This window comes from Faecalibacterium sp. Marseille-P9590, from assembly GCF_017377665.1.
In the GTDB taxonomy this organism is placed as follows: Bacteria; Bacillota; Clostridia; order Oscillospirales; family Ruminococcaceae; genus Faecalibacterium.
On record NZ_JAFREF010000001.1, the window covers coordinates 225,390 to 251,459 of the forward strand.

Genomic DNA, 26,070 nt, shown 5'->3' on the forward strand with positions numbered 1-26,070 from the left:
CTCTTACAACTCAACGCCATCTGCGCTCTCACACAGATGGAAGCTATACTTTCCATCCAGTGCGGGGAACGCTTTCAGATACTCGGCTGTGACCCTTGCTTCAATATCTTCGGTCTTGTCCGGGTCGATCAGTGCCATACAGCAGCCTTTGAAGCCCGCACCAGAGAAGCGGCCACCGTAGATGCCATCGGTATCAACCATGATCTCATACAGCTTTTTCAGTTCATCACAACCACACTCATAGCTGTAAATAGAGGATTTTCCGCTTTCAAAAACAAGCTGACCGTACCCCTCCAAATCACCTTTACGCCACAGTTCTGCACCCTTTTCGGCACGAGCGAACTCGCTGTAATAGTGTTCTGCGCGTCTGCGCCACAGTTCGGGCAGGCGGTCTTTATAGGCTTCAAAGACCTCAAACGGTACATCACGGAGGCGGGTGTTTGCAAAGGTATCGTAGTCCATCCCTGCATAGCCCATCAGTGCATAGGCCGCTGCCTTGCACTCATCCTGCCGCAGATTGTACTTAGAGTTTTTCAAAGAACGCTCCAAGCCAGAGAAGAAAATTGCTACCTTATAAGGCTTCATTTTCTCACTGGTGGGGATCAGTTCATAACTATCGTCTTTCGTGTCAAGGTATAGCAAGTGATTTTTCTTAGAAAGTACCTCGCAGCTCTGGTCGAGTTTTCCGCAGGAGACACCAACATACTGGTTTTCCGCCGCCTTTGCCGTGAGAATCATCTCCATCGGCTCCAGATGGATGCCGTTCACTTTACACAATGCAGACAAAAAGCAAATAATGACCGAAGCCGACGAGGACAAACCGCCAATCGGCAGACTACCCTCGATGATGCCCGACAGACCAACTTTCAGGCGGTACTTTTCTCCCAGCATCTTTGCAGCACCACGCAGATGATCAGCCCAGTCACCCTGTTTTTCTTCCGGCACTGCACTCACAAAGAACTGGGCGCGCTTTGGGAAGTTCAAGGACTGCAACTCCACAACACCGTTCTGCTTCGGGTGGTAGGCCATGTGGATTCCCTTGTCGATTGCCAATCCATTGATTTTTCCGTACTGATGGTCGATATGCGCACCCAGTGGACTGATGCGGTACGGGCAGAACGCCACATCAAACGGTTCTTGATGATATAATTCCTTGTAAACCTCAACACACTTCATCAGACTTTTCTATCCTCAACAAATTCAGTATAAGATTGGCGGCTGCCCTTTCTTTTCAACAACACATCGGACATAGCCTTCCCACTTTTGAATTATTTGTGTCCATTCTTTAGATGCAAAGTACGCGTCTATATCACTATCCAAATCAAATTCTGGCATATAAACGCCCAGCACACCTTTTTCTAATATGCCTTCTTCTACTACGCCCTTTTCTCTTATAATTAATACCGGTAGTCCCAACTGAAAAGCCATCGCTGGTTCAATTTGGCAATATGGACTCGTCAGCCACTGATTTGTCAAATCGTACGCATTTTCGCCTATATCGCTATCCGGTTTTCCCGTTCCTTTCACAATTAAGCTTCTTCTGAATGCGATTGCTATCAATCCATTTGATTCCAGCAACAATCTTCTTATTGCTATTAGTGGGGCATCCATATCATAATCCGTCACGCCTAATGTTCTTGGTTGCAGCCCTCTATTTTCTAAATAACTGACAACTTTTTCTATAAACTGCTTTTGCTTTTCTAAATAAGGCTTTGGATAGCTCAAAAAGACGGAATCTTTCATTTGCGTCCTCCAGTTACATCTTATAAAAATTTGCATACCACTCAGCAAACTTCCGCAAGCCCTCGCGCAAACTGGTAGAGGGCTTATATCCGAAGTCACGCTCCAGCGCACTGGTATCTGCATAGGTCACAGGTACATCACCAGGCTGCATCGGAACCAGTTTCTTGTGTGCTTCAAAGTCGTAATCTTCCGGCAGGACACCAGCACGGATCAGTTCTTCCTGCAAAATCTGTACGAAGTCCAGCAGATTTTCCGGGTTCTGGTTGCCGATGTTATAAACTGCATACGGAGGAACGGGCAGACCATCTTCACCATTTTTACGTTCCGGCGCACCCTGCATCACACGGACAACGCCCTCGACAATATCATCCACATAAGTAAAGTCACGCTTGCAGTTACCGTAGTTGAAAATCTGAATTGTTTCGCCTTTCAGCAGCTTGTTGGTAAAGCCGAAGTACGCCATATCCGGGCGACCAGCAGGGCCATATACTGTGAAGAATCTCAAACCGGTGGAAGGAATGTTATACAGCTTCGAGTAGGCATGAGCCATCAACTCATTGGATTTCTTAGTGGCCGCATACAGAGATACCGGGTTATCAACCTTGTCATCCGTGCTGTAAGGCACTTTCTTATTACTGCCATAGACCGAAGAACTGGATGCATAAACCAGATGCTCCACCGGAGTATGGCCATCATCATAAGAATGGCGGCAGGCTTCCAGAATGTTATAGAAGCCAATCAGGTTTGCTTCCACATAGGCATCAGGATTTGTAATGGAATATCGAACGCCAGCCTGCGCGCCAAGGTTCACCACAATTTCCGGCTTATACTGCTCAAAGATAGATTTGATCACAGCCTTATCAGCCAGATTACCTTTTACGAAGCTGAAATTTTCAAACCGCTCCAGTTCCTTCAAACGTGCTTCTTTCAGGCGCACGTCATAGTAATTGTTCATGTTGTCCAGACCCACGACCTTAACCCCCTCCATCGTGGAGAGCAGCCGCTTCGCAAGGTTGGAGCCAATGAATCCCGCTACACCCGTGATAAAAACGCTCTTGTTTTTCAGATCAATTTTTGTTTTATTTTCCATCATAATTTTCTTATCCTCCCTTGTTGAATCCCCCACTTATTTCATTATACGGCAACAAGCCTGTATACAGATTGCAACCACAATCCATACGCAGGCCTGTCTTTTTATTCTCCATGCCCCAGCAAGCACACCTTGAAGGTCTTAAAAATAATCTTCCAATCCACCCAGAAACTGCGCTCCTTGACATACTTCACATCCAAATCCATCCACTCCTCAAAAGAGAGGTCATTGCGGTGCGGAGCGATCTGCCAATAGCAGCTCAGGCCCGGCGTCACATACAAACGCTGCTTCTCATAATCCCCATACTGCTCCACCTCGCGGGGAAGTGCCGGGCGGGGGCCCACAATACTCATGTCTCCCTTGAGGATATTCCAGAGCTGGGGCAGCTCATCGATGCTGGTCTTGCGGATAAATTTACCCACACGGGTAATGCGGGGGTCGTCCTTGATCTTGAACACAGGACCATCCATCTCGTTCTGGTCCAGAAGGTCGTCCAGTTTTGCTTCCGCATTCGGACACATGGAACGAAACTTGTAGAACCTGAACGGTTTGCCATCTCGTCCAATGCGTTCCTGCGAAAAAATAGGCCCGGCAGAAGGGTCATCTACCACGATAGCGATAGCTGTTGCCAGCATCACCGGCGACAACACCACCAGCGCCAGTGCCGATAAGACCACATCCTGCGTCCGGCGTCCGACCCAATATAACCGATGTTCCCGCAGATTCTGCTTTCGGTCGATGACGACCGGCTTTTCAATTTCAACCACACTTGCTGACATTCCGCATACCTCACTTACGATTCGATGTTTTGCTCTGCCTCACCGCTCATCTCTGCCCGCTAAAATCGCTCGACTACCGCATAAACGGAGCTTTTCGAGCATGACGACCACCAGAGCTTTTATGGACACATCTGAAATACCTTTTCTCCGGTATTTTGACCAAAGGCATTTCATATTCAATGTGTCATTCCATCAACACTTTTGAAATCGCGATTTCTTTTTTCATCTTTCAGTTTCGCACAACTTTAATAGACTCCTGCATGCACTCTGCAAAAGTCAACCCCTTTTACTTTGAGATTTCATTCTGTTTTTATCGTTTTTCTGAGCTTTTTTCTTTCAGAGCCATAACCCCTGCCTATTTTCATATTATGATTTATTCCTCGACCAATTTTATCATAATTTTACCATTACTTCAATAGTTTTCCTCCTCAAACATATACCCTTTCTATAGCCGCCGATTTGTCACCCTCTTTGCCTTGTTCTATTTTTGTTCTACAAAGTTGAATTGCTATAAATGATTTTTTGAACAGCTTTTGTCTAACAGCCACCGTCTAAGCTTGCAATAGATCCAGAATTGTAAATAAGCGGCAAAAAGCGTTTTTATCTTTTACAGACACTCCCAATATTAGGAGCCACTATCAAACAACAAAGCCGCTTTCTGTGCCTCGCAGCACAAAAAGCGGCTTTGTTACGTCCTTATTCAGACTTGTAGAGCATTATTCCGGCAGGTCCTCTTCGTTCTCGAGAGAGTGCCAGACATTCTGGACGTCATCGTTATCCTCGAGAGCATCCAGCAGCTTGCCCATCAGCTTGAGCTGATCGGGGTCGGTCAGGCGGGTGGTGGTCATGGGGACCATAGCCAGATCGTCGGAGAGGATCTCGTAGCCCTTCTCCTCCATTGCCTTGACGACAGCGGAGTAGTTCTCGGGGTCGGTGGTGATCTCAGCGGCATCTTCGCCTGCATCGAAGTCCTCAGCACCGGCATCCAGGGCGTCCATCATAGCCTCGTCGGCATCCTTGTCTTCCAGAGAGATGTCGATGACGCCCTTCTGGCTGAACAGGAAGCCCACGCAGCCCATAGCGCCCAGATTGCCGCCGTTCTTATCGAAGTAGTGGCGCAGGTCAGCAGCGGTACGGTTGCGGTTGTCGGTCAGAGTCTCTACCATGACCGCAACGCCGCCGGGGCCGTAACCCTCGTAGGTGATTGCCTCGTACTCGGTCTTATCGCCGCCCTCGGCCTTCTTGATGATACGCTGGATGTTATCGTTCGGCACGCTCATACGCTTTGCCTTGGCGATCAGGTCAGCCAGCTTGCTGTTGGAAGCGGGGTTGGGGCCGCCGGTACGGACGGCAACGCTGATCTCGCGGCCGATCTTGGTAAAGACCTTTGCCTTTGCGCCGTCAGTCTTCTCCTTCTTGCGCTTGATATTGTTCCATTTGCTATGTCCAGACATGGGAAAGAGCCTCCTGTATTTTATCAGTGATCTCCGCCTGCGGGCAGACGGGCTGTGGTCGCCCGCATTGTGGCAGCACACAAAATCTAACTCTATTATTTTATCACAACAGCCATCGGCGTTCAAGCCTTGTACCGATGGTTTTCCGGTTTATTCTGCCAAAAACTACGTTTTACAGCAGACGAAGTGCCTTGGGATAATGGTTTTTGACCCTGCCGCCGGACACTTTGCCGCCTCCCAGCGGCCAGCCGTCCACCGTCACACAGCACCATCCATCGGCAGCGGTGTGAGCTTCTATCTCCCGGCCAGAGAGATATTCCACGGTTCGGGAGTCGGCGAGGGTCAGTTCCTCACGGTTCTGGCAGAGCGCGCCGAAAGCCGTGAACAGATGATGTTCCGGCACGAAGCGCCCCTTTTGCACGCTGCCCACGAAGACGCCTGCACGCAAAACGTGAAGATTCGTCTGCGGGAAAGCCGCCGGCAGCAGAACGCCGCCGCCATGCACCACGGCAGGGCGCTTTGCCAGCTCCGGGAAATATTCCTCCGCAAATTCCCGCCATGCAGCGAGGCTCTGGGCGGGCGATGCATCCCCTGCCCCAGCGTCCCGGCTGCGGGAACTGCGGCCCTGCACAGCCTCTCGGCAAGCCCGGCTGTTCTCGCGCCGGGCGCTGCGGGCATCCGCAGGCTTTGCAGCCTTCTGTGGTTTGCTGCCCTTGGCCTTTTTGCCTGCTTCGGCGGCAGCGGCCAGCCAGAGCTGCTCTTCGGGGGTGTACTCGCCGGGAGCCGGCAGAGTCCGGGGCGTACCGGCTTTGACGAGCCGGGCCATAAAGTGGCCCTCACCGCCCTGACAGGGCCAGATGCGGCGCACCTTGCTCACATCCAGCGGCAGACCACCGGTGCGGTTGGCCTCACCCTCGCTGCCGAAGGGATGGTCCACATTGCCCAGCACATCGGCCAGCGTGAACTCCGGGTGACGCTGCAGGAATGCGGCCACCTGTCCCTCGTCCTCTTCCGGCGCGAAGGTGCAGGTGGAGTAGACCAGTTCGCCGCCCGGCGCGAGGGCCGCAGCGGCGCTGTCGAGGATGTCCGCGCCCAGCTCTGCGCACTGCTTCACCAGCGCTTCGCAGTGCTGGGCCAGCGCGGCAGGCTCTTTACGAAACATCCCCTCACCGGAGCAGGGCGCATCCACCAGAACGCGGTCGAAGAACTCCGGCAGTGCCGCCGCGATGCGGGCGGGCGTCTCGTTTAGCACGACGGCGTTGGACACGCCCATCCGCTCGAGGTTGCTCTTCAAAATCTCTGCACGGACCGCGACATATTCGTTGCTCACCAGCAGGCCCTGCCCCTGCAGAGCGGCGGCAAGCTGGCTGCTCTTACCGCCGGGGGCAGCACATAGATCCAGCACCCGCATCCCGGGCTTGACGCCCAGCAGCGGAGCTGCCGACGAGGCCGATGGCTCCTGCGAGTAGAAGACGCCTGCGTGATGGTAGGGATGGCGGCCCGGCTTGAAGTCGGGCTGTTCCACCACGAACGCCGCCTTGCAGAAGGGCGAGGGCCGCAGCGGGAAGTCTGCCCGGGCCGCAAATTCTTCCGGCGTAGTGCGGAGGGCAGAGACGGTCACGCCGCGGGCCGCTGTCTCCTGCGGGGCAGCGTAGAGCGTATCGTATCGCTCACCCAGAAGGGCGCGTTCCCGGGCTTCAAAATATTCGGCAGACATTTTTATGAGACCTCCTTCGGGCTGCGGTGCATAAAGCCGCCGCAGCCGGTCAAACTATGGGCAGGGAGCACAGAACACCTCCCGAAATCGAAAGGAGCGACGATACGATGGAAAATCGCAGCGAGAACCGCAGCACCAACTGCAAGAACCAGACTCAGAACCGCACCAGCAATCAGAGCACCAACCGCAACACCAATTCCAGCCAGAACTCTGCTACCAACGAGCACAAGCACCCCAACCAGTACACCAAGGGTGCCGACGACGAGGGCAGCAAGAACTCGGCTCACAACTCCGCCCGCAACAGCCGCTAAGCCTCTGCGCTGAGCGCCGCCCCGCCCGAACGGACCATCTGGCGGGACAACAAAAAGCCCACTGCTCTCTTTGCACTGTTTCCCAGTGCGGAAAGCAGTGGGCTTTCGCGTGTTCCGGTTATTTTTCGTTGGGGTCGAACGACTGCCACAGCGTCTCGAACAGCTCATGCACCCGGCTCAGCTGGCCGTTCAGATACAGCCAGCCCAGCAGGCACTCGAAGCCGGTGGACGCGCGGTACTCCTCCGGGGAGGCGTGTTTGGCCACACTGGCCTTGCTGGCGTTGCGGCCCCGCTTGAAGACAGCCAGCTCGTCCTCGGTGAAAAGCGGCTCCAACAGCTGCTCTTCCCGGAACTGCGCCCGGGCCGAGACGTATTTGACCTTTTCGGCGTTGAGCTTTCCCGCCGACAGACGGTGGTGCTCCACCAGCCGCTGCCGCACCAGAAGTTCCAGCACACTGTCGCCCACGAAGGCCAATGCCAGCGGGCTCAGCTCCCGGGGGTCGATCTTTTCGGGTTCGTTCATAGGATACCTCTTAAAGCTTCTTCTTTGCTCAACCTCTCAGTCTCGCATTCGCTCGACAGCTCCCCTACCGAGGGGAGCCTCTGGCGAAGAGGGAAAGCTTCACGAAATGCCAAGGCCTCTCCTCGCTAGGACAGGTGGCATTGCGAAGCAATGACGGAGAGGTCTATCCCGCAAAAGCTCTTGCTTAGAAAATATAATCGAACTGATACTCGCCGATGAGGATGGTATCGTTCTCCTGCACGCCCTTCTGCACCAGAGCGTCCAGAATGCCGCTCTCGCCCAGCTGGCGCTGGAAATACTGCAGGCTCTCGTAGTCGTCCACGTTGCTGCCGGCCAGGATATACTCCAGCCAGGGTGCATCCACGCTCCAGACATGAGCCTCCATCCGCTTGATGGTGAACTCGCGGCCACCGGCCTTTGCCTCGGGCTTCTTGTACTCGGGGGCAAACACGGGGACGGCGGGAATATCCTTCAGGCGGTTGTAGACCAGACCCGGAAGCTCCCTGACGCCCTGCATGGTGGCGGCGGAGATGGGGACGAAAGTCAGGCCCTTCTCTTCCACATACTTGCGGAAGGTGTCGATCTGCTCCTCGGTGGCAAGGTCACACTTGTTGCCCACCACGATCTGGGGACGCTCGGCCAGAGCCGGGCTGAACTTTGCCAGCTCCTCGTTGATCTGCTCGAAGTCCTCGATGGGGTCGCGGCACTCGCTGCCGGAGACGTCCACGACGTGCAGCAGCAGACGGCAGCGCTCCACATGGCGGAGGAAGTCGTGGCCCAGGCCGACGCCCTCGCTGGCACCCTCGATGAGGCCGGGGATGTCGGCGCAGACGAAGCTTGCGCCTTCACCCACCGACACGACGCCCAGCGTCGGCACCAGCGTGGTAAAGTGGTAGTTTGCAATTTTCGGCTTTGCGGCGCTGATGGTAGAGATGAGGGTGGACTTGCCCACGTTGGGGAAGCCGATGAGGCCCACATCCGCAATGAGCTTCAGCTCGAGAGTCACCTGAATATCCTCGCCGGGCATACCTGGCTTTGCAAACTTGGGGATCTGGCGGGTGGGGGTAGCAAAGTGTGCATTGCCGTAGCCGCCGCGTCCTCCCTTGGCGATGGTGACGGGGGTGTGGTCGGACAGGTCAGCGATGACAAGGCCGCTCTCTGCGTCCTTGATGACCGTCCCCAGAGGCACCTTGATGACGAGATTCTCGGCATTCTTGCCGTGGCAGAGGCTTGCGCCGCCCTTGCCGCCCTCGTCGGCGGTGTACTTGCGCTTATAACGGAAGTCCATCAGAGTGGTGAGGTGGTCGTCCACGACGAAGATGATGTCGCCGCCCCGGCCACCGTCGCCGCCGTCCGGGCCGCCAGCGGCCACGAACTTCTCACGATGGAAGCTCACTGCGCCGTCGCCGCCCTTTCCGGCATGGAGCCAGATGGTGGCGATGTCGATAAAATTGGTTTGTGCTGCCATACAGGCCCTCCTGTTCTCAGAAAAAATTCTTCTCAGCGCTTATTCTCTGCGCTTTTATTTGAAAATAACCTCTCAGTCCGCGCTTTGGCGCGTCCAGCTCCCCTAATAGGGGAGCCTAATCGAGGAAGAAGAAATTCATCAAAAAGAGCCGGGCCACGAGGGTCCGGCTCTCTGTGTTGCAGATTTTAGAAAGAAGTTACTGCTTGACGCTGCACTTCTTGCCGCTCTTGCCCACGCGCTCGAAACGAACGGTGCCGTCGACCAGAGCAAACAGGGTATCATCGCTGCCCTTGCCGACATTCTCACCCGGCTGGATGTGAGTGCCGCGCTGACGAACGAGGATGTTGCCGGCCAGAACGAACTGACCATCTGCACGCTTGGTGCCCAGACGCTGAGCCGCAGAATCACGGCCGTTCTTGGTGCTGCCTACGCCCTTTTTATGTGCCATTGTAATATACCTCCTACTTAGCCGTTGATCGCAGTGATCTCAACCTTGGTGAAGGGCTGACGATGGCCCATGCGGCGAGCACTGTGCTTCTTTGCGCGATAGGTGATGATGTTCAGCTTCTTGCCCTTGCCATTCTTGATGACCTTGGCAGAAACGGAAGCGCCCTCAACAACAGGAGCGCCAACCTTGACCGAACCCTCCTCGCCAATAGCGAGAACCTGATCAAACTTCACTTCGGAGTCGGCCTCAACGTCCAGCTTTTCGATGTAGACGATGTCGCCCTGCTCCACGCGGTACTGCTTACCGCCGGTAACAATGATTGCGTACATTTTGTTCATTCCTTTTCGTTGTACTCGCTGGTCGTAAAGGCAGGCCCTCACAGGGGCCATTTGAGGCGCCCACACCAAGCGGCTAGAATAGTATAGCAAAAAAATGTGCGGATTTCAAGAGGAAAATCCCGCTTTTGCGGAAATATTTTCAGTTTTTCTCCGCCAGTTTCTCTTTGAGCTGCTGCTTCACCCGCTCGTTATAGGCATTCGTGCGCTCGAGGAAGAGCTTGCGGGGGCTGGAAGCCACCAGCTCTTCCCTCTCCACCGTAAATTCCGGCTCTGCCTTGCGCACCTTTGCCAGCAGACTGCGGTTCTCTGCCGTCAGGGCCAGCGTCACCATGAGAGGCTTGGACTTATATTTCCGGGTCAGGAAAATTTCCAGTGCCACACCGCCCACGACGGCCGCAGCCGCCACCAGCTGGGAAGCGCGAAGGCCGAGCGACGGCACCAGCAGCAGGCTGTCGGTGCGGAGAGATTCGATCCAGAAGCGGCCTGCGCCGTACCAGACAAGGTAGCGCAGGGCAATGTCGCCGTTGAACTTCCGCTTTTTGATGTACGCCGCCAGCAGAGCCAGACCCACGAAGCACCAGATGCTCTCGTAGAGGAAGGTGGGGTGGACGGGCATGGCGGGGTCGATGGTGACGCCCTTCGGCACCGTGACGGTGCTGCCCATCAGGTAATCTTCCGTTGCTTCGCTGAACATGCCCCAGGGCAGGGTGGTGTTGCAGCCGAAAGCCTCCTGATTGAAGAAGTTGCCCCAGCGGCCGCAGCCCTGTCCGATGAGGAAGCCCATGCCGGCCAGGTCGAACATGGGCAGCACCGGCACGCCCCGCCATTTGCAGGCCAGGCCGCCGAACACAAAGGCGCCGATGATGCCGCCGTAGATGGCCAGACCGCCGTCGCGGACGGCCAGCACATCCCAGATGGTATCGTAATTATAGGGTGCCATCGCCACATAATACAGGCGGGCGCTGGCGATGCCCAGCACCACGCCGATGAGGATGACATCCACCATCGAATCGGCGTCGATGCCGAACTCCGTGCAGCGGCGGAACGCAAAGACCAATGCGAGGCAGAGACCAAAGGCGATGCAGACGCCGTACCAATAAATATCCATGTCGCCGATGCTGAAGGCCACCCGGCTCAGCTCAAAGCTGAGGCCGAGGCCCGGGAACTGTACCAGATTCGTCATTCTTCCGTCTCCTCTTCTTCCTCGTCCTCAACGGCAGTGCCGTCCGGCTCAATGTACATCACGGCCATCCGCTCAGGCCGCAGGATGTGCTGCAATGCCGCGTCGGCGTCCTCTGCCGTCAGGCCCGCCAGCATGGTGATCTGCTGGGCCACAGTCTGACCTGCCAGCGCGAAATCTGCCATCTGGCTGGCCGAATCCTCGACATTTTCCAGGTTTTCGATGAGCTGGCCGTATTTTTCGTTCTTGCAGAGGGTGAAGATCTCCCGGTCCACGCCCTCTTTGCGCACCCGCTCGATCTCGTCCAGCAGAAGCTGCCGGACGGTGTCGGGCCGGTCGCTCTCGCCGGTGAAGAGGATGCAGCAGCATCCGTCCACCCGCAGCACCTCACCGCCGAAGCCCGGGTTGGTCAGGCCCTCGTCGTAGAGGCGGCGGTAGAGCGGCGACATCCCGCCGCAGATGCAGCAGAGGATGAGCTCGTACAGCATCTCGCTGCGCAGGTCGCCGAAAGGCAGCGGCTCTTCTTTGAAGCCCAGACCGAAGCAGGACTTGGCGATGGGCATGGCGATGGTCTTTTCGGCCGCCGCCAGCGTCATCGGCTCCGGGCGGAGCAAGCGCTCGACCTTTTCCGCCGGGCGCTCGTCCATCAGGCCGTGGCGGGCGCAGGCAGCCAGGATCTGCTCCATGCTGGTGTTGCCTGCTGCGGCCAGCACCATATTGCCCGGCGCATAGAACGCCTTGCAGCAGTCGTAGAGCATTTCCGGCGTTATCTCCGCGATGCTCTCCACCGTTCCCGCAATATCGCTGCGGATGGGGTGGCTGTGATACAGGCACTCGCACAGGCCGGTGATGAGCCGCCAGTCGGGGCTGTCGTCGTACATCTTTATCTCCTGCCCGATGATGCCCTGCTCTTTGGCGATGGTCTGCTCGGTAAAGTAGGGGTGTCCCACCATGCCCAGCAGCACGTCAAGGCTCTCGTCCAGCTGTTCCGTGGCCGTAAAGAGGTAGCAGGTGCGGTCAAAGGCCGTGAAAGCATTGGCATTCGCGCCGGTCTTGGCGAACTTTGCAAAGGCATCGCCGTCCTCATCCTCGAACATCTTGTGCTCGAGGAAATGGGCCACACCGGCGGGCAGATGCACTTCCCGCTCCCCCAGCCGGAAATCCCGGTCGATGGAGCCGAAGCGGGTGGCGTAAATGACATGGGTGCCGGAGTAGCCCGGCATGGGGCGGACGAGTACGGTCAGCCCCGAGGGCAGAACTTTCCACTGGTCAGCGGCGGTGCGTTCCAGCACGCTCTGGGTGTTCTCAGCCATTTCCATTCTCCTCCTCCCGCGTCAACAGACAGCTCACCGACAGGGTGAACTGCTTCAGAATATCCCGCACATCTTCCCTGGTCACCGCCAGCAGGGCGCGGCGGGCGTCGTCCGGCGTCTGCACCGGGCCGCCCCGCAGCACTTCCATATAGTACCATGTCTCGATGCCGCCCAGCGTATCCTCCAGGCCGTTCATCCCGGCCAGCAGGCCCCGGCGGCAGTCTTCCAGCTCTTCGTCGGTGATAGGGCCGTCGCAGAGATCCGCCAACTCTTTGAGCACCGCCTGCTCAGCGCGGGCCGCGTCGGCGTGCTCGACGCCGCTGTTGACGGCCATGCTGCCCGTGAAGCTCTGGAAGGACGACGAGCAGTAGTAGCACAGATGGTCGCGCTCCCGGACGTTCAGGAAAAGGCGGCTGGTCACACTGCCGCCGTAGAGAGCCATCGCCAGCCGGACAGCGGCCAGCTGTTCAGGCTGCATGGGCCGGCCCAGCGTGAACAGCATACAGAGCTTGGCCTGCGTGGTGTCGAAATGCTCCACCTTCCGCACCGGCTCCCGCCGGGGCATGGCGATATTCTCCGCCCGGGGCAGCGGGGCTCGGTCGATGGCTGAAAGCTCCATCAGAAGGGCGTCCTTCACGGCGGTGGTGCTTGCCTCGTCGCAGCCCAGCACGATGAGCTCGATGTTCGCCGTCCGTAGCATCTCGTAGTATGCTTCGGTCAGCGCTTCGGGCGTCAGGCCGTCCACTTCTTCTAAGTAGCCCTCCTGCCGGACACCGGCGGGGCTGTCTCCGAAGAACTCGCGGTTGGCCTGCCGCTGGCAGTAAAGGCGCTTGTCGTTCACTTCGTCTTCCAGCGCCTTTTTCAGCATCTGCTTTTCGATGCCCACGGCCTCGGGGTCGAAAGTGCTGCCCACAAAATAGGGGTGGAACGCCGTGCCGAGGGCCAGTGCGGCGTACTCCTGCGTCAGCTTCTCCCCTTCCAGTGCGAACTGGTCCTTGATGCCGGTGATGCTGACGCAGAGGTTGTGGCTGCAGCCCATGGGGCGGGCGTCCACGGTCAGGTCGGCGCCGTAGAGGCGGGCCAGCTTTTTGGTCATCTGGGTCATGTCGGGGCAGTCGGCATAGCCCCGCTCCATCACCAGCGGCAGCAGCGCGTGGGCCGTGGCCGTCTCGCGGCGGGCCGGGAACGCGAAGTGGATGCTGATGCGGCAGCGGTTGAATTTCTGCGCGGCGTCATACGAGAGGTGGACGCCGGGCGCGATTTGGAATCGTCTCAATGTTCTATCGTCCTTTTGTATTATTTCGTTTGTTCCAGCGCCAGATACTCTTCCAGCGAGAGGCCGGAGGCGCGGATGGCGAGGGCGTTGTCCCTGCCCACATACCGCCAGTGCCACGGCTCAAACACCATGCCGGTAGCAGCCTGACGCTCCTGCGGCCAGCGCAGGATGAAGCCGTACTCTGCGGCATAGGCTTCCAGCCACTCATAGGCACGGGTGTCGGCGAAACCGGTGTCCTTCTCCATGCTGTCTGCCGCGAGGATGTCGGCACCGTAGCCGGTGGCATATTCGCTGGCCTCCGGCGCAGGCTGGACGGTCGCAGCCCTGGCAGTGGCCTCTTCCTCCGAGCAGCCGGACTCCCGGTAGCTCTGGACAGCAGCCTCATAGGCGCTCTGGCGGGCGGCGGCATCCTGATACCCTGCCGTCAGCACCAGCTCTATCTCATCCTGCTTTGCAGCCTCGGCCATTTCGCGGTAGGCTGCGGCAGCCTCGGCTTCCAGCGAAACGCCGGTGGCATCATCGGCCACAGCCAGCTCCGGCGTCGGCTCTTCCGTCAGGGGAAGGTTTGCATTCACCAGCATGAGGCGCTTATCCGAAAGGTCCGTCTCCGCGCCGCCCTCATACTCCCGGGCCTCGAAGGCCGTCGGCGGTGCGATGAGGGCATAGGCCCTGGGCAGCAGCCAGAGGATGCCGCCGGTCATCACAGCCATGACCGCGCCGCAGCTGAGCAGAAAGACCGTCCAGTTGCGCACGAGGCGGATACGGTGTCTCCGGCGGCGTTCTTTCGGCGACAGAGCGCGGCGGGGTGCGGGTCGATTTTGCTCCATGATGCAGCTTCCTTCCTGTTTTTGACGTTCGCCCTGAATACAGGCACATAATAATATTATACACCCCTTTTATCTGGGTGTAAACGGCAGGGGCTGTAAAAAAATTGTGTACGCAAAAAGCCGCCGCACCGGCACAGGACGCACGGCACGGCGGCTTTGAAGCCACGTCTTACTCGAACAGCATCTCGTGGATGGCGCTGACAGCCTTGTCAGCGTCCTCACGGTCGATGATGCAGGAGATCTTGATCTCACTGGTGGAGATCATCTTGATGTTGATGTTGTTGTTGGACATGGCCTCGAACATCTTGGAGGCCACGCCGCTGTGGCTCTGCATACCGGCACCCACGATGGACACCTTGGCGCAGGTCTCGTCGCAGGTGACCTGGTCGAACTTTGCGCTCTCGCGCAGGACGCGCAGAGCAGTCTCAGCTTCGCTCTCGGCGCAGGTGAAGCTGATGTCCTTCTTGCCGTCGCGGCCGGTGGACTGCAGGATGATGTCCACGTTGATATTCTTCTGGGCCAGCAGGCCGAAGATCTTGAAGCTGGTACCCGGCTCATCGGGAACATTCAGGATCGTAATAACAGCAACGTCGGTGTCCTTTGCGACACCCTTGATCAGCATACCTTCCACGTCTTTTACAACCTCCTTGACGACCGTGCCAGGCACGGGGTTCAGGCTGGAGAGGACCTCCAGCTCCACATTATACTTTTTAGCCAGCTCCACGCTGCGGTTGTTGAGCACCTGTGCGCCGAGGGATGCCAGTTCCAGCATCTCGTCGAAGGTGATCTCATCCAGCTTGCGGGTGTTGCGCACCTTGCGCGGGTCGGCGGTGTAGACGCCCTCCACGTCGGTAAAGATCTGGCAGCGGTCGGCGTGGAGCGCTGCTGCGATGGCGACAGCGCTGGTGTCGGAACCGCCGCGGCCCAGCGTGGTGATGTCGTCCAGCTTGTTCAGGCCCTGGAAGCCTGCCACGACGACGACGCGGTTGCGCTCCAGCTCCGAAGAGATGCGCTCGGTCTCCAGCTTGGTGATGCGGGCCTTGGTGTAAGCACGGTCGGTGCGGAAGCCTGCCTGCCAGCCGGTCAGACTGGTGGCATGGCAGCCCAGCTCGTTCAGAGCCATAGCCAGCAGGGCGATACTGATCTCCTCGCCTGCTGCCAGCAGCATATCCATCTCACGGGCAGAAGGGTTGTGGGTGATCTCTGCTGCCTTTGTGATAAGGTCGTCGGTGGTGTCGCCCTGTGCGGACACTACCACGACCACGTCATTTCCCGCGTTGTGGGTGTTGGCCACGATGCGGGCCACGTTGAAGATACGGTCCCGGTCCTTCACCGAAGAACCGCCGAACTTCTGTACGATCAACGCCATATCTTGTCACTCTCCTCTTTTTGCTCCCTCAGTGTGTGAGGGGTACACCGGGCGGAAGCGGTCTTGCACTTCCGGTCCTGTTTATCATTCCACTGTCGCACCGGTGTTGTCGGCATCCAGCCGCAGCAGTGTAAATGCTTCACATCCGTCCAAGCCTTCCAGCAGCTCGAGGCCCTTTTCCAGTTTGGAGTAGAATTTCTCGGCGTTGGCCTTTTCGGCCACAGCCATTACGGTGCTGCCGGCGCCCGAGACGTACACCGCCTTGGCACCGCAGAGCCGCGCCATATCGAAGACCTCCTTCGAGCCGGGCATCAGGGGCATCCGGTAGGGCTGGTGGAGCTTATCCTCGGTGGCAATGGCCAGCAGGTCGTGGCGGCCCTCGCAGAACGCCGCCGGGATGAGGGCCGCACGGGACAGGTTATACACCGCATCCTTGTGGGTGACCTCTTTGGGCAGAGCCGCACGGGCGGCTTCGGTCAGCAGCTTGTAGTCCGGCACGATGGCCGCGAAGCAGAGGCTCTCGTCCACATCCCGCTTGACGGAGTAGACGACGCCGTCTTCGAAAACGCTGCTGGTCAGACCGCCAAGAAGGGCCGGTGCCACGTTGTCCGGGTGGCCCTCGATGGAGGTAGCCAGCGTCAGCAGCTCCTGCGTGTTGAGCACATCGCCCAGCATCCGGTTCGCACCCAGCAGGCCCGCGATGATGCAGGCCGAGGACGAGCCGAGGCCCCGGGCCATCGGGATGGCGTTGGTCTGGACGAGCTTGAGGGGCGGCATGGTCTTGCCGACCTTATCGAATAGACCCTTGGCCGAACGGTAGACCAGATTGGTCTCGCCGCGGGGGATGCGGGTGCCGTCCGCCGCCGAGATGTCCAGATGGTCGCTCTCTTCGAATGTCACGGTATTGTACAAGGTCACAGCCAGACCCAGCGCATCGAAGCCGGAGCCGATGTTGGCACTGGTGGCCGGGACGGAAACTTTTATCTTCATCGCAGTTCCCTCTTTTCTCACGCTCAGGCGTCCTCAGGCAGGCGGCGGAGCACCAGCTTCACGCTGCCGCCCATGGCCTCTACCTTGCGGGCTGCTTCGGCCAGAGCCTTGTCGTCGGCGCTGTCCACAAAGTAGGAGCAGCCGTCGAAATGCTCTTCCACCACATGGCCCTTGCCGTAGATGGCCTCGGCCACCGCCGGGGCGATGCCTTCCACACGCACATAGTATGCGGCGGGAGCGGGGTCGGTGAGCATTCCTTCCACCGGCTCGGCGGGCTGCCAGAACAGGCTGTCGTGGACCTTGACGCCGTTCTTGAGGGCGTCCACCACGTCGGCCACGACAGCACTGGCAGTGGGCAGCTTACCCGCGCCCTTGCCGTAGAAGACCACGTCGCCCAGCATATCGCCCTTGACGAGGACGGCGTTGAAGACGTCATCGACACCGGCCAGCTGGTTTGCCTTCGGCACGAGGCAGGGCTCGACGCCGGCGGCAACGCTGCCGTCCTCGCCCCGCTTCATCCAGGCAATGAGCTTGATGACGCAGCCCAGCTTCTCTGCCGCAGCCACATCATCCACCGTGATGTCGCGGATGCCGCGGGTGGGGATGTTCTGGGGGTAGATCTGGTGGCCGCAGACCAGCGAGGACAGGATGGCGATCTTGCGGCAGGCGTCGCGGCCGTCCACATCGTCGCCGGGGTCCTTCGTCTCGGCGTAGCCCAGCTCCTGAGCGATCTTCAGAGCCTCGTCAAAGCCCAGATTCTCCCGCACCATCTTGGTGAGCATGAAGTTGGTGGTGCCATTGACGATGCCCTCCACCTCAGTGATGACGTTGGCTGCGAGGCACTGGTGCATCGGGGTGATGATGGGAGTACCGCCGCCCACGGAAGCCTCGAACAGGAAGGCGCAGTTGTGTGCCTTGGCCAGAGCCAGCAGCTCTGCGCCGTAGGTGGCCACCATCTCCTTGTTGGAGGTGCAGACGCTCCGACCGCTCTCGAGGCAGGCTTTGACGTAAGGGTAAGCGAAGCGGGTACCGCCGATGGTCTCGACGACGACCTTCACTTCGGGGTCTTCCAGAATGGCGTCAAAATTCTTTATAAACAGCTGTGCAGCCGGATGATTCGAGAAGTCTTTGGGGTCAAGGATGTACTTGACCTCCACCGGTTCGCCTGCGCGGCGGGAGACACCTGCGGCGTTGCGGCAGAGCACCTCGTACACGCCGCTGCCCACCGTGCCAAAGCCCAGAATCGCGATTTTTGCCATGATACTGCCCTCGTTCCTTTTTTCTATGAATGTACTGTCACAGATTGTATCCGCAGTGTACGCCCACGACCATCCTCTGGCGCGAAAGCTTTTCCGTCAGCTCCTCGGGGGTCATCTGCATGGTGTCGGTGCGGATGGTGACAGCCACCAGCGCGGCTCCGTTCTCCGGAGTAGACTGATTGATGGTCACGATGCTGGCACCGGCGGCACTGATGCCGGCCAGAAGGCTCTGCAATGCACCCGTCTCGTCCCGCAGGGTCGCCATGACAGTGATGACCTCGCGGCCATTCTCCGAGTCGAAAATGCAGTCCTTATATTTATAAAATGCACTGCGCGACAGGTCTACACTGCGGGTCGCAGCCGAAATGCTGCGTGCCTCTCCGCTGGCCAGAAGCTCCTTGGCCCGGACGACCTTGAGGAAAACTTCCGGCAGGACCTGCGCATCCACCAGATAAAAACGGCGTTCCAACTTGTTCACCTCTCAAACACAAGTGTTCTTGCAGAAAATATAATAGCATCCGACTCCCTGCATTGCAAGAGGTCGGATGCTATTTTGTCAGATTATCCAGTTTTGAGCCGTGAAGTACCCCTTCAGCGCACCGAATCTGCAACCCAATGTGCCGAAAAGTACGATTTTTGCCTCAGTCGGTGTCCAGGTTGGTGGTGTCCGGCTCAGGCGCGAGGGGTTCGCTGGCGACAGCTGCCTGACCGTGGGAATAATTGCAGACGTCGGGCAGGTCGTCGGCACGGTAGTAGCCCACTGCCGTGCTCGGGCAGGAGCCGCTGGCCAGCAGGCCGCTCTGGGTGCAGTAGCTGCGCTCCACGACGCCGTCAGCCGCCGGGAATGCCTTATAGGGCAGGTCTGCCTGGACCTGCTCCATCAGGGCCTTCCAGGCCGTGACGCAGGTGCGGGTCTTGGCCTGCTGCTTGCCGAGGGTCTTAGTCATATCGTAAGGCGCATCGTAGCCCCACCACACAGCGGTGACGTAATAGGGCGTGCCGCCCACGAACCACAGGTCCTTTTCATCGCTGGCCGTACCGGTCTTACCGAAGGCCTCCATACCGTTGGAGTTGGGGTAGCGGCCGCTGGCCGTACCAACGCTGGAGAACAGGACGTTCTTCAGCAGGCGGTTCATGACATAGGCCGTCTGGGGCGTCAGAGCCTGATAGCTGGTGTCGTTGCTCTCCATATAGATGTTGCCGTCACGGTCGAGCACACGGGTGTAGAGGTGAGGCGTGGTGTACTCGCCGTCGTAGAAGATCTGGAACGCCGCCGCCAGCGCCATCGGGGTGACACCGTGGGTCTGGCTGCCCATGACCATCTGTGCAAGGCCCACATCGTTGACGGGGTCCAGCGTGCTGAGCTGCAGGGTATTGTAGACGAAGTTGAAGATGTTGTTCGCACCCACGAGGTCGCCAACGCGGATGGCGATGGTGTTCAGGGAGCGTGCGAGGCCGTTCCAAAGCGGCAGGTCGGAGCCGTCGCCGTAGTTGCCGCCGTAGTTGCGGGGCCAGCTGCGCCATGCGTTGGGGTAGGCTTTCAGCTGCTTGTCCGTCAGGCCCATGAGGCCGTTCCGGCGGCAGTAGTCCTCGTCACGGATGACCATATCCTGCTTGAGGTAGAGGGGCGAGTTGTTGAGCATGGTGGACCAGTTGACCAGACCATACTCGATGCCCAGCGCATAGGCGCCGATGGGCTTGATGGTAGAACCGGTCTGACGGGTGACGCCGTAGGCGCGGTTCAGGGAAAGGCTCTTGGTCTTTTCGCCCAGACCACCCACCATGGCGATGACATTGCCGTCATAGTCCAGCGTGACCATCGCCGCCTGGGTGCGGACGTTGCGGTAATAATAGACCGTACCGTCGTCGCCGGTGCGGGTCTTGGGGGTGCCGTCCTCGTTGTAGACCTGCACATCGTCGTCGGAGATGCTGGTCACCTCTTCCTCATGCCAGCCGGCCGGGAAGTAGGCATCGTCGGTGTTGAGCATCAGGTTCTCCATCGCGGTCTGGATCTTGGGGTTGACCGTTGCCTCGATGGTGTAGCCGCCGGTGTAGAGCATACTCTGGGCGGTGGACTCGTCCACGCCCTCCTTGGCCATGATGTCCTTCACCACCTCGTTGAAGAGGGCATCGGTGAAGTAAGAGGTGGTGGAGCTACTCTTCTTCGTGTTGTCCGTCTCTGCCAGCACCAGCGGCTGGGCAGCGGCGTTGCGGTAATCATCCTCCGAGATGACACCCTGCTGCCACATATTGTAGAGCAGGAAGTTCCGGCGGTTGATGAGGTTCTCGGGGTTGGTGTAGGGGTTATAGTTGGTGGGATTCTTGGTGATGGATGCGATAGACGCGCACTCCCAGAGGGTCAGCTCGCTGACATCCTTGTCGAAGTACTCGTTTGCCGCCGTCTGGACGCCCTGGATGGTACCGGTGAAGCTGATGGTGTTCAGGTAGGCTTCCAGAATGGTCTCCTTGGAGTAGCTGCGGCTCAGGATGAGAGCGCGGTAGATCTCGCGCAGCTTGCGCAGTGCGCCCTCGATGCCGCTGGCGCTCTTGTCGCTGGTCAGGTTCTTGATGAGCTGCTGTTCCAGCGTGGAGGCGCCCTGCTTGGAGCTGTAGATAGGCAGCAGGTATTCATTGATCATCGCGCCGATGGTGCGCTTGAAGTTGACGCCCGGCTCGCTGTAAAAGTCTTTGTCCTCGGTGCAGATGAATGCATACTGTAGGTTGGTGGGGATCTGCTCGAGGTCCGCCCAGACGCGGTGGCTGTTGGAAGAGCGCAGGGTGGCGTACTCCACCTGTGCGCCGGTGTCGGGGTCGGTGGCCACCACAAGGCTCGACTGGCTCAGTTCGATGTTGTCGAGGTCCAGCAGGTCGCCGTCACTGGCCGTAGCCTGCACCACATAGTATACAGCGCCCACCGCCACCAGACTGCCCGCCATAATGCCCAGACAGACGAGGGTGACGATGGTCCGGCCCAGGAATCCGAGAACGGGATGGCCGTGCTTTTCTCCCTGCTCCTGCGGTCCGCGGGGCTCACGGACCCGCCGGTTCTGCTCCGCTGCGGGCCGCTGCTCCCGGAGCGCACCATCACTGTGGAGTCTCCGTCTTTCATTGTTTGAGATAAGGATCGCCTCCTATCGCAATTTTCACTGTTCTGCATCTCAAAGCATCCTCTGACGATGCCGTTTGCTGTTCCTGCTGCGGCCAGACTGCCCACAGCCATAATAATACATTATAGTCCGCACCGCCCGCTTCCGCAAGGGGGAAATCGACGGGATACGATGTTAGTATAGCACATCTGCCCCGCCAAAGTACAGCATCCGGGTGTGAAAATTCTGCATTCCTGTCTGAGGCAGTTTTCTTTTGCACATACTACCGTCTGAAACACCATTTCAGCCGAAAGGAGTCCACTGCCATGCGCAAGGTCTGGCTCTGCATTTTTTATGCGCTGTGCATTTTTACCATCGTGTTCAGCCTGTTCTGGATGGCCCTGCCCAGTCTCCCCTTCCCTGCCGACTCCGGCGAAGAGACACCGGCCTCCGAGCCGGGTCTGGCCGCGCAGGGCTCCGCCGGGCAGAGCGGCACCGATTTCTACCTCTGCGACGAGGGCGGGCGGGTGGTCGTCTACACCTGCTCCGACAACGGACTGCCCGACAAGCGGCTCCTGCGCACCGGCATCTATGTCAATCTTCTGCCCGAGGCCGATGCCCTCCGGCTCAAGCAGGGCCTCTATGTCACCGGCGAAACGGCCCTCCGGGCGCTGCTGGAAGACCTGGGTGAATAAACAAAAACAGTGCAGACGCTCCCCGGGGAGGTCTGCACTGTTTTTATCCTTTATCAGAATCAGGCTTCGAGCTGTTCCAGCGGGATAAGGTAGTCCTTACGGCACTGCTCGTAGTTGAGCATATATTCCTTGGTGGGGTTGTGGTGCATCATGTTCTTGAGGGTATGGGAGTCATAGTCCTCGCCCGCCTCCATGCCCACCAGACGGGCGGCGATGTTGGAGCAGTGGTCCGAGATACGCTCTACATTGTTCAGCACATCGAGATAGACGACACCGGTATCAATGGAGCAGGCACCATCTTTCAGGCGCTTGATGTGCTGCGCACGAAGCCGCTCCACGAGGATGTCGATGACCTGTTCCAGCGGCTCCACCTGGCTGGCGGTCCGGGCGTCGTCGAACTCGAAGGCGTCCGTGGTGAGGGTCAGTATCTTTTCCAGCGCATTGTCGAGAAGCTTCAGCTCCTGCTGTGCCTTCTCGCTGAAGGTGACTTCCTTGTCGGTCAGCTCCTGCGCTTTTTCTTTAATGTTGACTGCATAGTCGCCGATGCGCTCGCACTCGGTGACAAAGTTGAGCAGCTCGGTCACCTCATGGCTCTCCGCGTCGCCCAGCTCCTGGTCTGCCAGCTTGATGAGGTAGTTGGAGATGTCCACCTCCATCCGGTCGATGAGGTTCTCGCGGACATCGATGGCACTCACGACGTCCTCGTCCATCTTGAGCAGCAGCGGGGTGGCGAGGCCGACGTTGCGGGCTGCGCGGCGGGACATCTTGACCACCGCGTTCTTAGCCTGCTGCAGAGCCACAGCCGGGCTCTTGAACAGACGCTCATCCAGCACAGGCATACTCAGCTCCTGCGCCTCCTCCGCGCTGTTCGGCACGGTCATCATGGCCAGCTTGGACAGCACGCCGCTGCAGGGCAGGAAGAACAGCATCGCAATGACGCTGGTCATGGTGTGGATGTTTGCAATGCTGCTCTTGTTCATCACATCGCCCCACATGGGGATGCCGATGGTGAACTGGACTGCATAGACCAGCGCCAGCAGGATGACGCTGCCGATGATGTTGAAGTACAGGTGGATGAGGGCGGCGCGCTTGCCGTCCTTGGAGGAGCCGCCGATGGTCAGCAGCGGGGTGAACGCGGTGCCGATGTGGGCACCCAGCACGATGGGGATGGCCGAACTGAAGGTGACGAGGCCGGTGCTGGAAAGCGCCTGCAGGATACCTACAGAGGCCGAAGAGGACTGGATGATGACCGTGACCACCACGCCCACGAGAACGCCGAGGATGGGGTTGGTCATGGTGACGAACAGCTCCTGAAATGCTGCGCTCTCACGCAGGGGAGACACACCGGTGTCCATCAGGCTCATGCCGGTGAACAGGATGCCGAAGCCCAGCATGATCTGGCCGATGTTCTTTTTCTTCGCGTTGCGGATAAATACATAAAAAATGCAGCCGATAAACGCCACCACCGGCGCAAACGTCTTGGGCTGGATGAGGGTCAGGATGAGGCTGTCGCCCGAAATATCCGCCATGCGGATGAGCTGACCGGTGACCGTAGTACCAATGTTTGCACCCATGATAACGCCTACCGACTGCGTAAGGGTCATGATGCCGGAGTTGACGAGGCCGACGCAAATGACAACCGTGCCGGCCGACGACTGGATGACGCCGGTGATGAGGGTGCCGAAAATGACGCCCTTGATGGTGGACGAAGTCAGTTTCTGCAATACGCCCTGCATCTTGCCGCCGGCCAGCTTTTCGAGGCCGGCACCCATGATCGACATGCCATACAGGAACAGCGCAATACCGCCTAGCAGAGAGGTGATGTGTGTAATGTCCATAAAACAATGCTCCTAAAATCTTCCTATTGCTCCATTGCACAAGACGGCTGTGCTTAGCTCTCCATACGCAAAACGCCGTCCTTTTTATTATAGCATCGAACCCCCCGGCTCAACAAGCATTATTTTACAGGAAAATCACTTTTTTGACCGGAATTTTAAGATTTCCGGGCCTTCTTAGACGGTTCTTTTCTTGAATTTTACATTCATTTTACATTAGTATTTTCTAACCTCTGCTCCGACGTTTCCCGGCATTCCCGGGAATGCATCAGGCGGCATCCAGCTCTTCCATCGCCTCCCGCAGGGTGTCCGCCGAGAACAGGAACGCGCCCGCCCCCGTATACACCTCCACATGACCGCCCACATACCGAAGCTCAATGTCTTTCATTCCTCTTCCCTCCTGTGTCTTTTTGTTCTGACAGGAGTATAGCAGAATAAAAGTCCAATAAAATGTATCTTCAGGAAGTTTTTTGAGCAAAAAGGCGCAGAAAAGCTCTCTGTCGGCGTCCTTGCCCTCTCCGCACAGTGATAAACCGTCTCCTTGTCAGAGCCAAAATCTGACGGGTTTTCTCCATTCACGCAGGAAACAGGGCGATTCGCGCAGGTTTTGTTGATTTTTTCCCGCAGATCCGGTATATTTAAAGTAACCTGATATTCTACGGTCTCACCATTTCTTTTCACCGTTCAAAGGAGGTTTTTGTATGCTGTCTTATCGTAAGCTTGCGATGCGTGTTCTGGGTCGCCCTCTCCATACGGAGGGTATCGATTCACCCCGTCCGGCCTCTCAGCGGGCAGCAGCGTTTATCCTGACCGCCGCAATGCTCACCACCCTTGCCGCCCCGGCTTTTGCCGATATATGGCACATCGAAAATGGTGACATTACGATTTCGGCGGGTGAGAGCGGCAACAACGTCACTCAGAACAACAATACCACCTACGGCGACACCAACACCATCATCACAAATCAGAACAAGGACACCGCTTCTTCCCACACCGTGACCATCGAGGCCAAAGATAAGGACGATAAGGTCGAGGTCACACTCAAGGATGTGAACATCGACACCAGCAGCCGGAACAAAGCCGCCGTAAGCGTGACCGGCGAGGGCGACACCAATATCAAGCTGGATGGCGACAACGCGCTGAAGAGCGACATCTACCGCAGCGGCATCTACGGCAGCGGCAGCGGCAGCCTCACCATCTCCGGCGGCGAAAATGACAGCCTGACGGCCCAAGGCGGCAGCGGCGCAAACGGCATCTCCAGCAGCGGCAGCCTCACCATCTCCGGCGGTACGGTCACTGCCAACGGCGACGACGGCGGCCGCGGCATCTCCAGTAACGGCGGCGTCACCATCTCCGGCGGTAGTACGGTCACTGCCAACGGCGGAAGCGGCACCATCTCCGGCGGCGACGGCATCTGCAGCAGCGGTGGCGTCACCATCTCCGGCGGTAGTACGGTCACTGCCAACGGCGGTAACGGCGGCAGCCTCGTCGGCGGCGACGGCATCCGCAGCGGCGGCGGCCTCACCGTCTCCGACGGTACGGTCACCGCCAAGGGCGGTAACGGCGACAGCAAAGACGGCTACGGCGGCGACGGCATCCGCAGCGGCGGCGTCGTCACCATCTCCGGCAATACGGTCAACGCCGCTGGCGGCTACGGCGGCAAAGTCGGCGGCTACGGCATCTGCAGCTTCGACCGTGTCGCCATCTCCGGCGGTACGGTCGAAGCCGCTGGCGGTAACGGCAGCACCGGCGGCGGCAGCGGCATCTACAGCAGCGTCATCGATCTGTCAGGCAGCCTTGAGCTGACCGCCAAGGCCGGCAGTCCCAACGGCAAGGCCCTCTCGCAGAAAGGCAGTGAGCTTGTCCTCGACACCATCAAGGACAAGCTGGGTCCGGGCGCAAAAGTCACCGCCACCGATGCCGACGGCAAGGTCATCGATCAGGTCTCTACCCCCCGCCCTGTGGAGCCGGAAGAGTCTTCTTCCTCTTCTGACGGCGGCTCTGCCGCCCCGTCCGCACCCGCCTCTCCCCTCCCCGGCCTGACTGTCACCGACAAGGACGGCCAGCGCATCTCCTACACGAGCACCCAGAGCGGCAACACCCTCACCGTCTGCGTCGGACGGCTCACAGCCTCCTTCCGCATCTCGCTGGCCGCGCTGCGTCAGCTGCGGGCTGAGGGCATCGAGACCATCACCTTCCAGACCGTCCTCTGCTCCACCACCCTCTCGGTGGACGAGCTGCTGGCCATGGGCGGCGAGGACGCCGAGGCTGTCCTGACCCACCGGTTCACCGATTCCAGCCTCACCGTGGGCTGAAGCACCGCTCTCCCTTTCCCACAGGCATAGAAAGGCCCCGCTGCCCTGCACATT

At 58.5% G+C, this 26,070-nt stretch carries 23 protein-coding genes; 3 read left to right on the plus strand and 20 right to left on the minus strand.

All coding sequences use genetic code 11. The features are described from left to right. Window positions 1-3: 3 nt before the first annotated feature. The 6 genes from J3349_RS01150 to J3349_RS01175 all read right to left on the minus strand — a co-directional run bounded on the left by J3349_RS01150 (window position 4) and on the right by J3349_RS01175 (window position 6,783). Complete coding sequence (locus J3349_RS01150; protein WP_207676150.1) at window positions 4-1,176, minus strand: galactokinase family protein; 1,173 nt, start codon at window positions 1,174-1,176, stop codon at window positions 4-6. Between the two features lie 24 nt (window positions 1,177-1,200). Beyond that, window positions 1,201-1,743 carry a hypothetical protein gene (locus J3349_RS01155; protein ID WP_207676152.1) on the minus strand — a complete coding sequence of 181 codons (543 nt, stop codon included), beginning with the start codon at window positions 1,741-1,743 and terminating at the stop codon, window positions 1,201-1,203. 13 nt (window positions 1,744-1,756) lie between these two features. After that, window positions 1,757-2,836: a GDP-mannose 4,6-dehydratase gene (locus tag J3349_RS01160; protein ID WP_278251781.1), complete on the minus strand. Its 1,080-nt coding sequence runs from the start codon at window positions 2,834-2,836 to the stop codon at window positions 1,757-1,759. A gap of 101 nt (window positions 2,837-2,937) precedes the next feature. Beyond that, on the minus strand, window positions 2,938-3,612 hold the full coding sequence (locus J3349_RS01165) for a sugar transferase (protein WP_207676153.1): 675 nt from the start codon (window positions 3,610-3,612) through the stop codon (window positions 2,938-2,940). Window positions 3,613-4,328: 716 nt separating this feature from the next. Further along, the gene (locus J3349_RS01170; RefSeq protein ID WP_015563953.1) at window positions 4,329-5,066 is read right to left on the minus strand and encodes a YebC/PmpR family DNA-binding transcriptional regulator; all 738 of its coding nucleotides are present in this window, start codon (window positions 5,064-5,066) and stop codon (window positions 4,329-4,331) included. Window positions 5,067-5,238: 172 nt separating this feature from the next. Continuing rightward, the gene (locus J3349_RS01175; protein WP_207676161.1) at window positions 5,239-6,783 is read right to left on the minus strand and encodes an RsmB/NOP family class I SAM-dependent RNA methyltransferase; all 1,545 of its coding nucleotides are present in this window, start codon (window positions 6,781-6,783) and stop codon (window positions 5,239-5,241) included. 107 nt (window positions 6,784-6,890) lie between these two features. Here J3349_RS01175 and J3349_RS01180 point away from each other — a divergent pair, with 107 nt between their 5' ends. Next, window positions 6,891-7,094, plus strand: a complete 204-nt coding sequence (locus J3349_RS01180) for a hypothetical protein (protein WP_158394615.1) — start codon at window positions 6,891-6,893, stop codon at window positions 7,092-7,094. A gap of 118 nt (window positions 7,095-7,212) precedes the next feature. On the opposite strand, the gene J3349_RS01185 is transcribed toward J3349_RS01180, so the two are convergent. The 13 genes from J3349_RS01185 to J3349_RS01245 all read right to left on the minus strand — a co-directional run bounded on the left by J3349_RS01185 (window position 7,213) and on the right by J3349_RS01245 (window position 21,021). After that, window positions 7,213-7,617: a ribonuclease III domain-containing protein gene (locus tag J3349_RS01185; RefSeq protein WP_158394616.1), complete on the minus strand. Its 405-nt coding sequence runs from the start codon at window positions 7,615-7,617 to the stop codon at window positions 7,213-7,215. A 184-nt stretch (window positions 7,618-7,801) separates the two neighbouring features. After that, complete coding sequence (gene obgE, locus J3349_RS01190) at window positions 7,802-9,085, minus strand: GTPase ObgE (protein ID WP_158394617.1); 1,284 nt, start codon at window positions 9,083-9,085, stop codon at window positions 7,802-7,804. 196 nt (window positions 9,086-9,281) lie between these two features. Continuing rightward, window positions 9,282-9,533, minus strand: coding sequence for a 50S ribosomal protein L27 (gene rpmA, locus J3349_RS01195; RefSeq protein ID WP_015563948.1), 252 nt, complete (start codon window positions 9,531-9,533; stop codon window positions 9,282-9,284). A 17-nt stretch (window positions 9,534-9,550) separates the two neighbouring features. Continuing rightward, window positions 9,551-9,862 (minus strand): 50S ribosomal protein L21, encoded by a 312-nt coding sequence (rplU, locus tag J3349_RS01200; protein ID WP_015563947.1) that lies wholly within the window; start codon window positions 9,860-9,862, stop codon window positions 9,551-9,553. Between the two features lie 148 nt (window positions 9,863-10,010). Then, a complete protein-coding gene (gene lgt, locus J3349_RS01205; protein WP_207676163.1) occupies window positions 10,011-11,054 on the minus strand; it encodes a prolipoprotein diacylglyceryl transferase in 1,044 nt (347 codons plus the stop codon). Beyond that, window positions 11,051-12,364 (minus strand): pitrilysin family protein, encoded by a 1,314-nt coding sequence (locus J3349_RS01210; protein ID WP_207676165.1) that lies wholly within the window; start codon window positions 12,362-12,364, stop codon window positions 11,051-11,053. The genes lgt and J3349_RS01210 overlap by 4 nt, the downstream gene beginning before the upstream one ends. Further along, window positions 12,357-13,640 (minus strand): insulinase family protein, encoded by a 1,284-nt coding sequence (locus J3349_RS01215; RefSeq protein WP_207676167.1) that lies wholly within the window; start codon window positions 13,638-13,640, stop codon window positions 12,357-12,359. The genes J3349_RS01210 and J3349_RS01215 overlap by 8 nt, the downstream gene beginning before the upstream one ends. Before the next feature lie 20 nt (window positions 13,641-13,660). Further along, on the minus strand, window positions 13,661-14,467 hold the full coding sequence (locus J3349_RS01220; protein WP_207676175.1) for a M15 family metallopeptidase: 807 nt from the start codon (window positions 14,465-14,467) through the stop codon (window positions 13,661-13,663). A gap of 169 nt (window positions 14,468-14,636) precedes the next feature. Further along, entirely contained in the window at window positions 14,637-15,836 is a 1,200-nt protein-coding gene (locus tag J3349_RS01225; protein ID WP_207676176.1) for an aspartate kinase, read from the minus strand. Window positions 15,837-15,920: 84 nt separating this feature from the next. Then, window positions 15,921-16,826 carry a homoserine kinase gene (gene thrB / locus J3349_RS01230; RefSeq protein WP_158388861.1) on the minus strand — a complete coding sequence of 302 codons (906 nt, stop codon included), beginning with the start codon at window positions 16,824-16,826 and terminating at the stop codon, window positions 15,921-15,923. A 23-nt stretch (window positions 16,827-16,849) separates the two neighbouring features. Continuing rightward, the gene (locus J3349_RS01235; RefSeq protein WP_207676177.1) at window positions 16,850-18,085 is read right to left on the minus strand and encodes a homoserine dehydrogenase; all 1,236 of its coding nucleotides are present in this window, start codon (window positions 18,083-18,085) and stop codon (window positions 16,850-16,852) included. 37 nt (window positions 18,086-18,122) lie between these two features. Next, the gene (locus tag J3349_RS01240) at window positions 18,123-18,563 is read right to left on the minus strand and encodes an ACT domain-containing protein (RefSeq protein WP_112114976.1); all 441 of its coding nucleotides are present in this window, start codon (window positions 18,561-18,563) and stop codon (window positions 18,123-18,125) included. A 163-nt stretch (window positions 18,564-18,726) separates the two neighbouring features. Continuing rightward, window positions 18,727-21,021: a transglycosylase domain-containing protein gene (locus J3349_RS01245; RefSeq protein ID WP_242699447.1), complete on the minus strand. Its 2,295-nt coding sequence runs from the start codon at window positions 21,019-21,021 to the stop codon at window positions 18,727-18,729. A gap of 476 nt (window positions 21,022-21,497) precedes the next feature. Between J3349_RS01245 and J3349_RS01250 the strand changes: the two genes are divergently transcribed. Continuing rightward, window positions 21,498-21,866, plus strand: a complete 369-nt coding sequence (locus J3349_RS01250) for a hypothetical protein (protein WP_015563938.1) — start codon at window positions 21,498-21,500, stop codon at window positions 21,864-21,866. A gap of 59 nt (window positions 21,867-21,925) precedes the next feature. On the opposite strand, the gene J3349_RS01255 is transcribed toward J3349_RS01250, so the two are convergent. Then, window positions 21,926-23,704 carry a Na/Pi cotransporter family protein gene (locus J3349_RS01255; protein WP_207676178.1) on the minus strand — a complete coding sequence of 593 codons (1,779 nt, stop codon included), beginning with the start codon at window positions 23,702-23,704 and terminating at the stop codon, window positions 21,926-21,928. 698 nt (window positions 23,705-24,402) lie between these two features. Here J3349_RS01255 and J3349_RS01260 point away from each other — a divergent pair. After that, a complete protein-coding gene (locus J3349_RS01260; RefSeq protein WP_242699448.1) occupies window positions 24,403-26,016 on the plus strand; it encodes a carbohydrate-binding domain-containing protein in 1,614 nt (537 codons plus the stop codon). The last annotated feature ends 54 nt before the right edge of the window (window positions 26,017-26,070 follow it).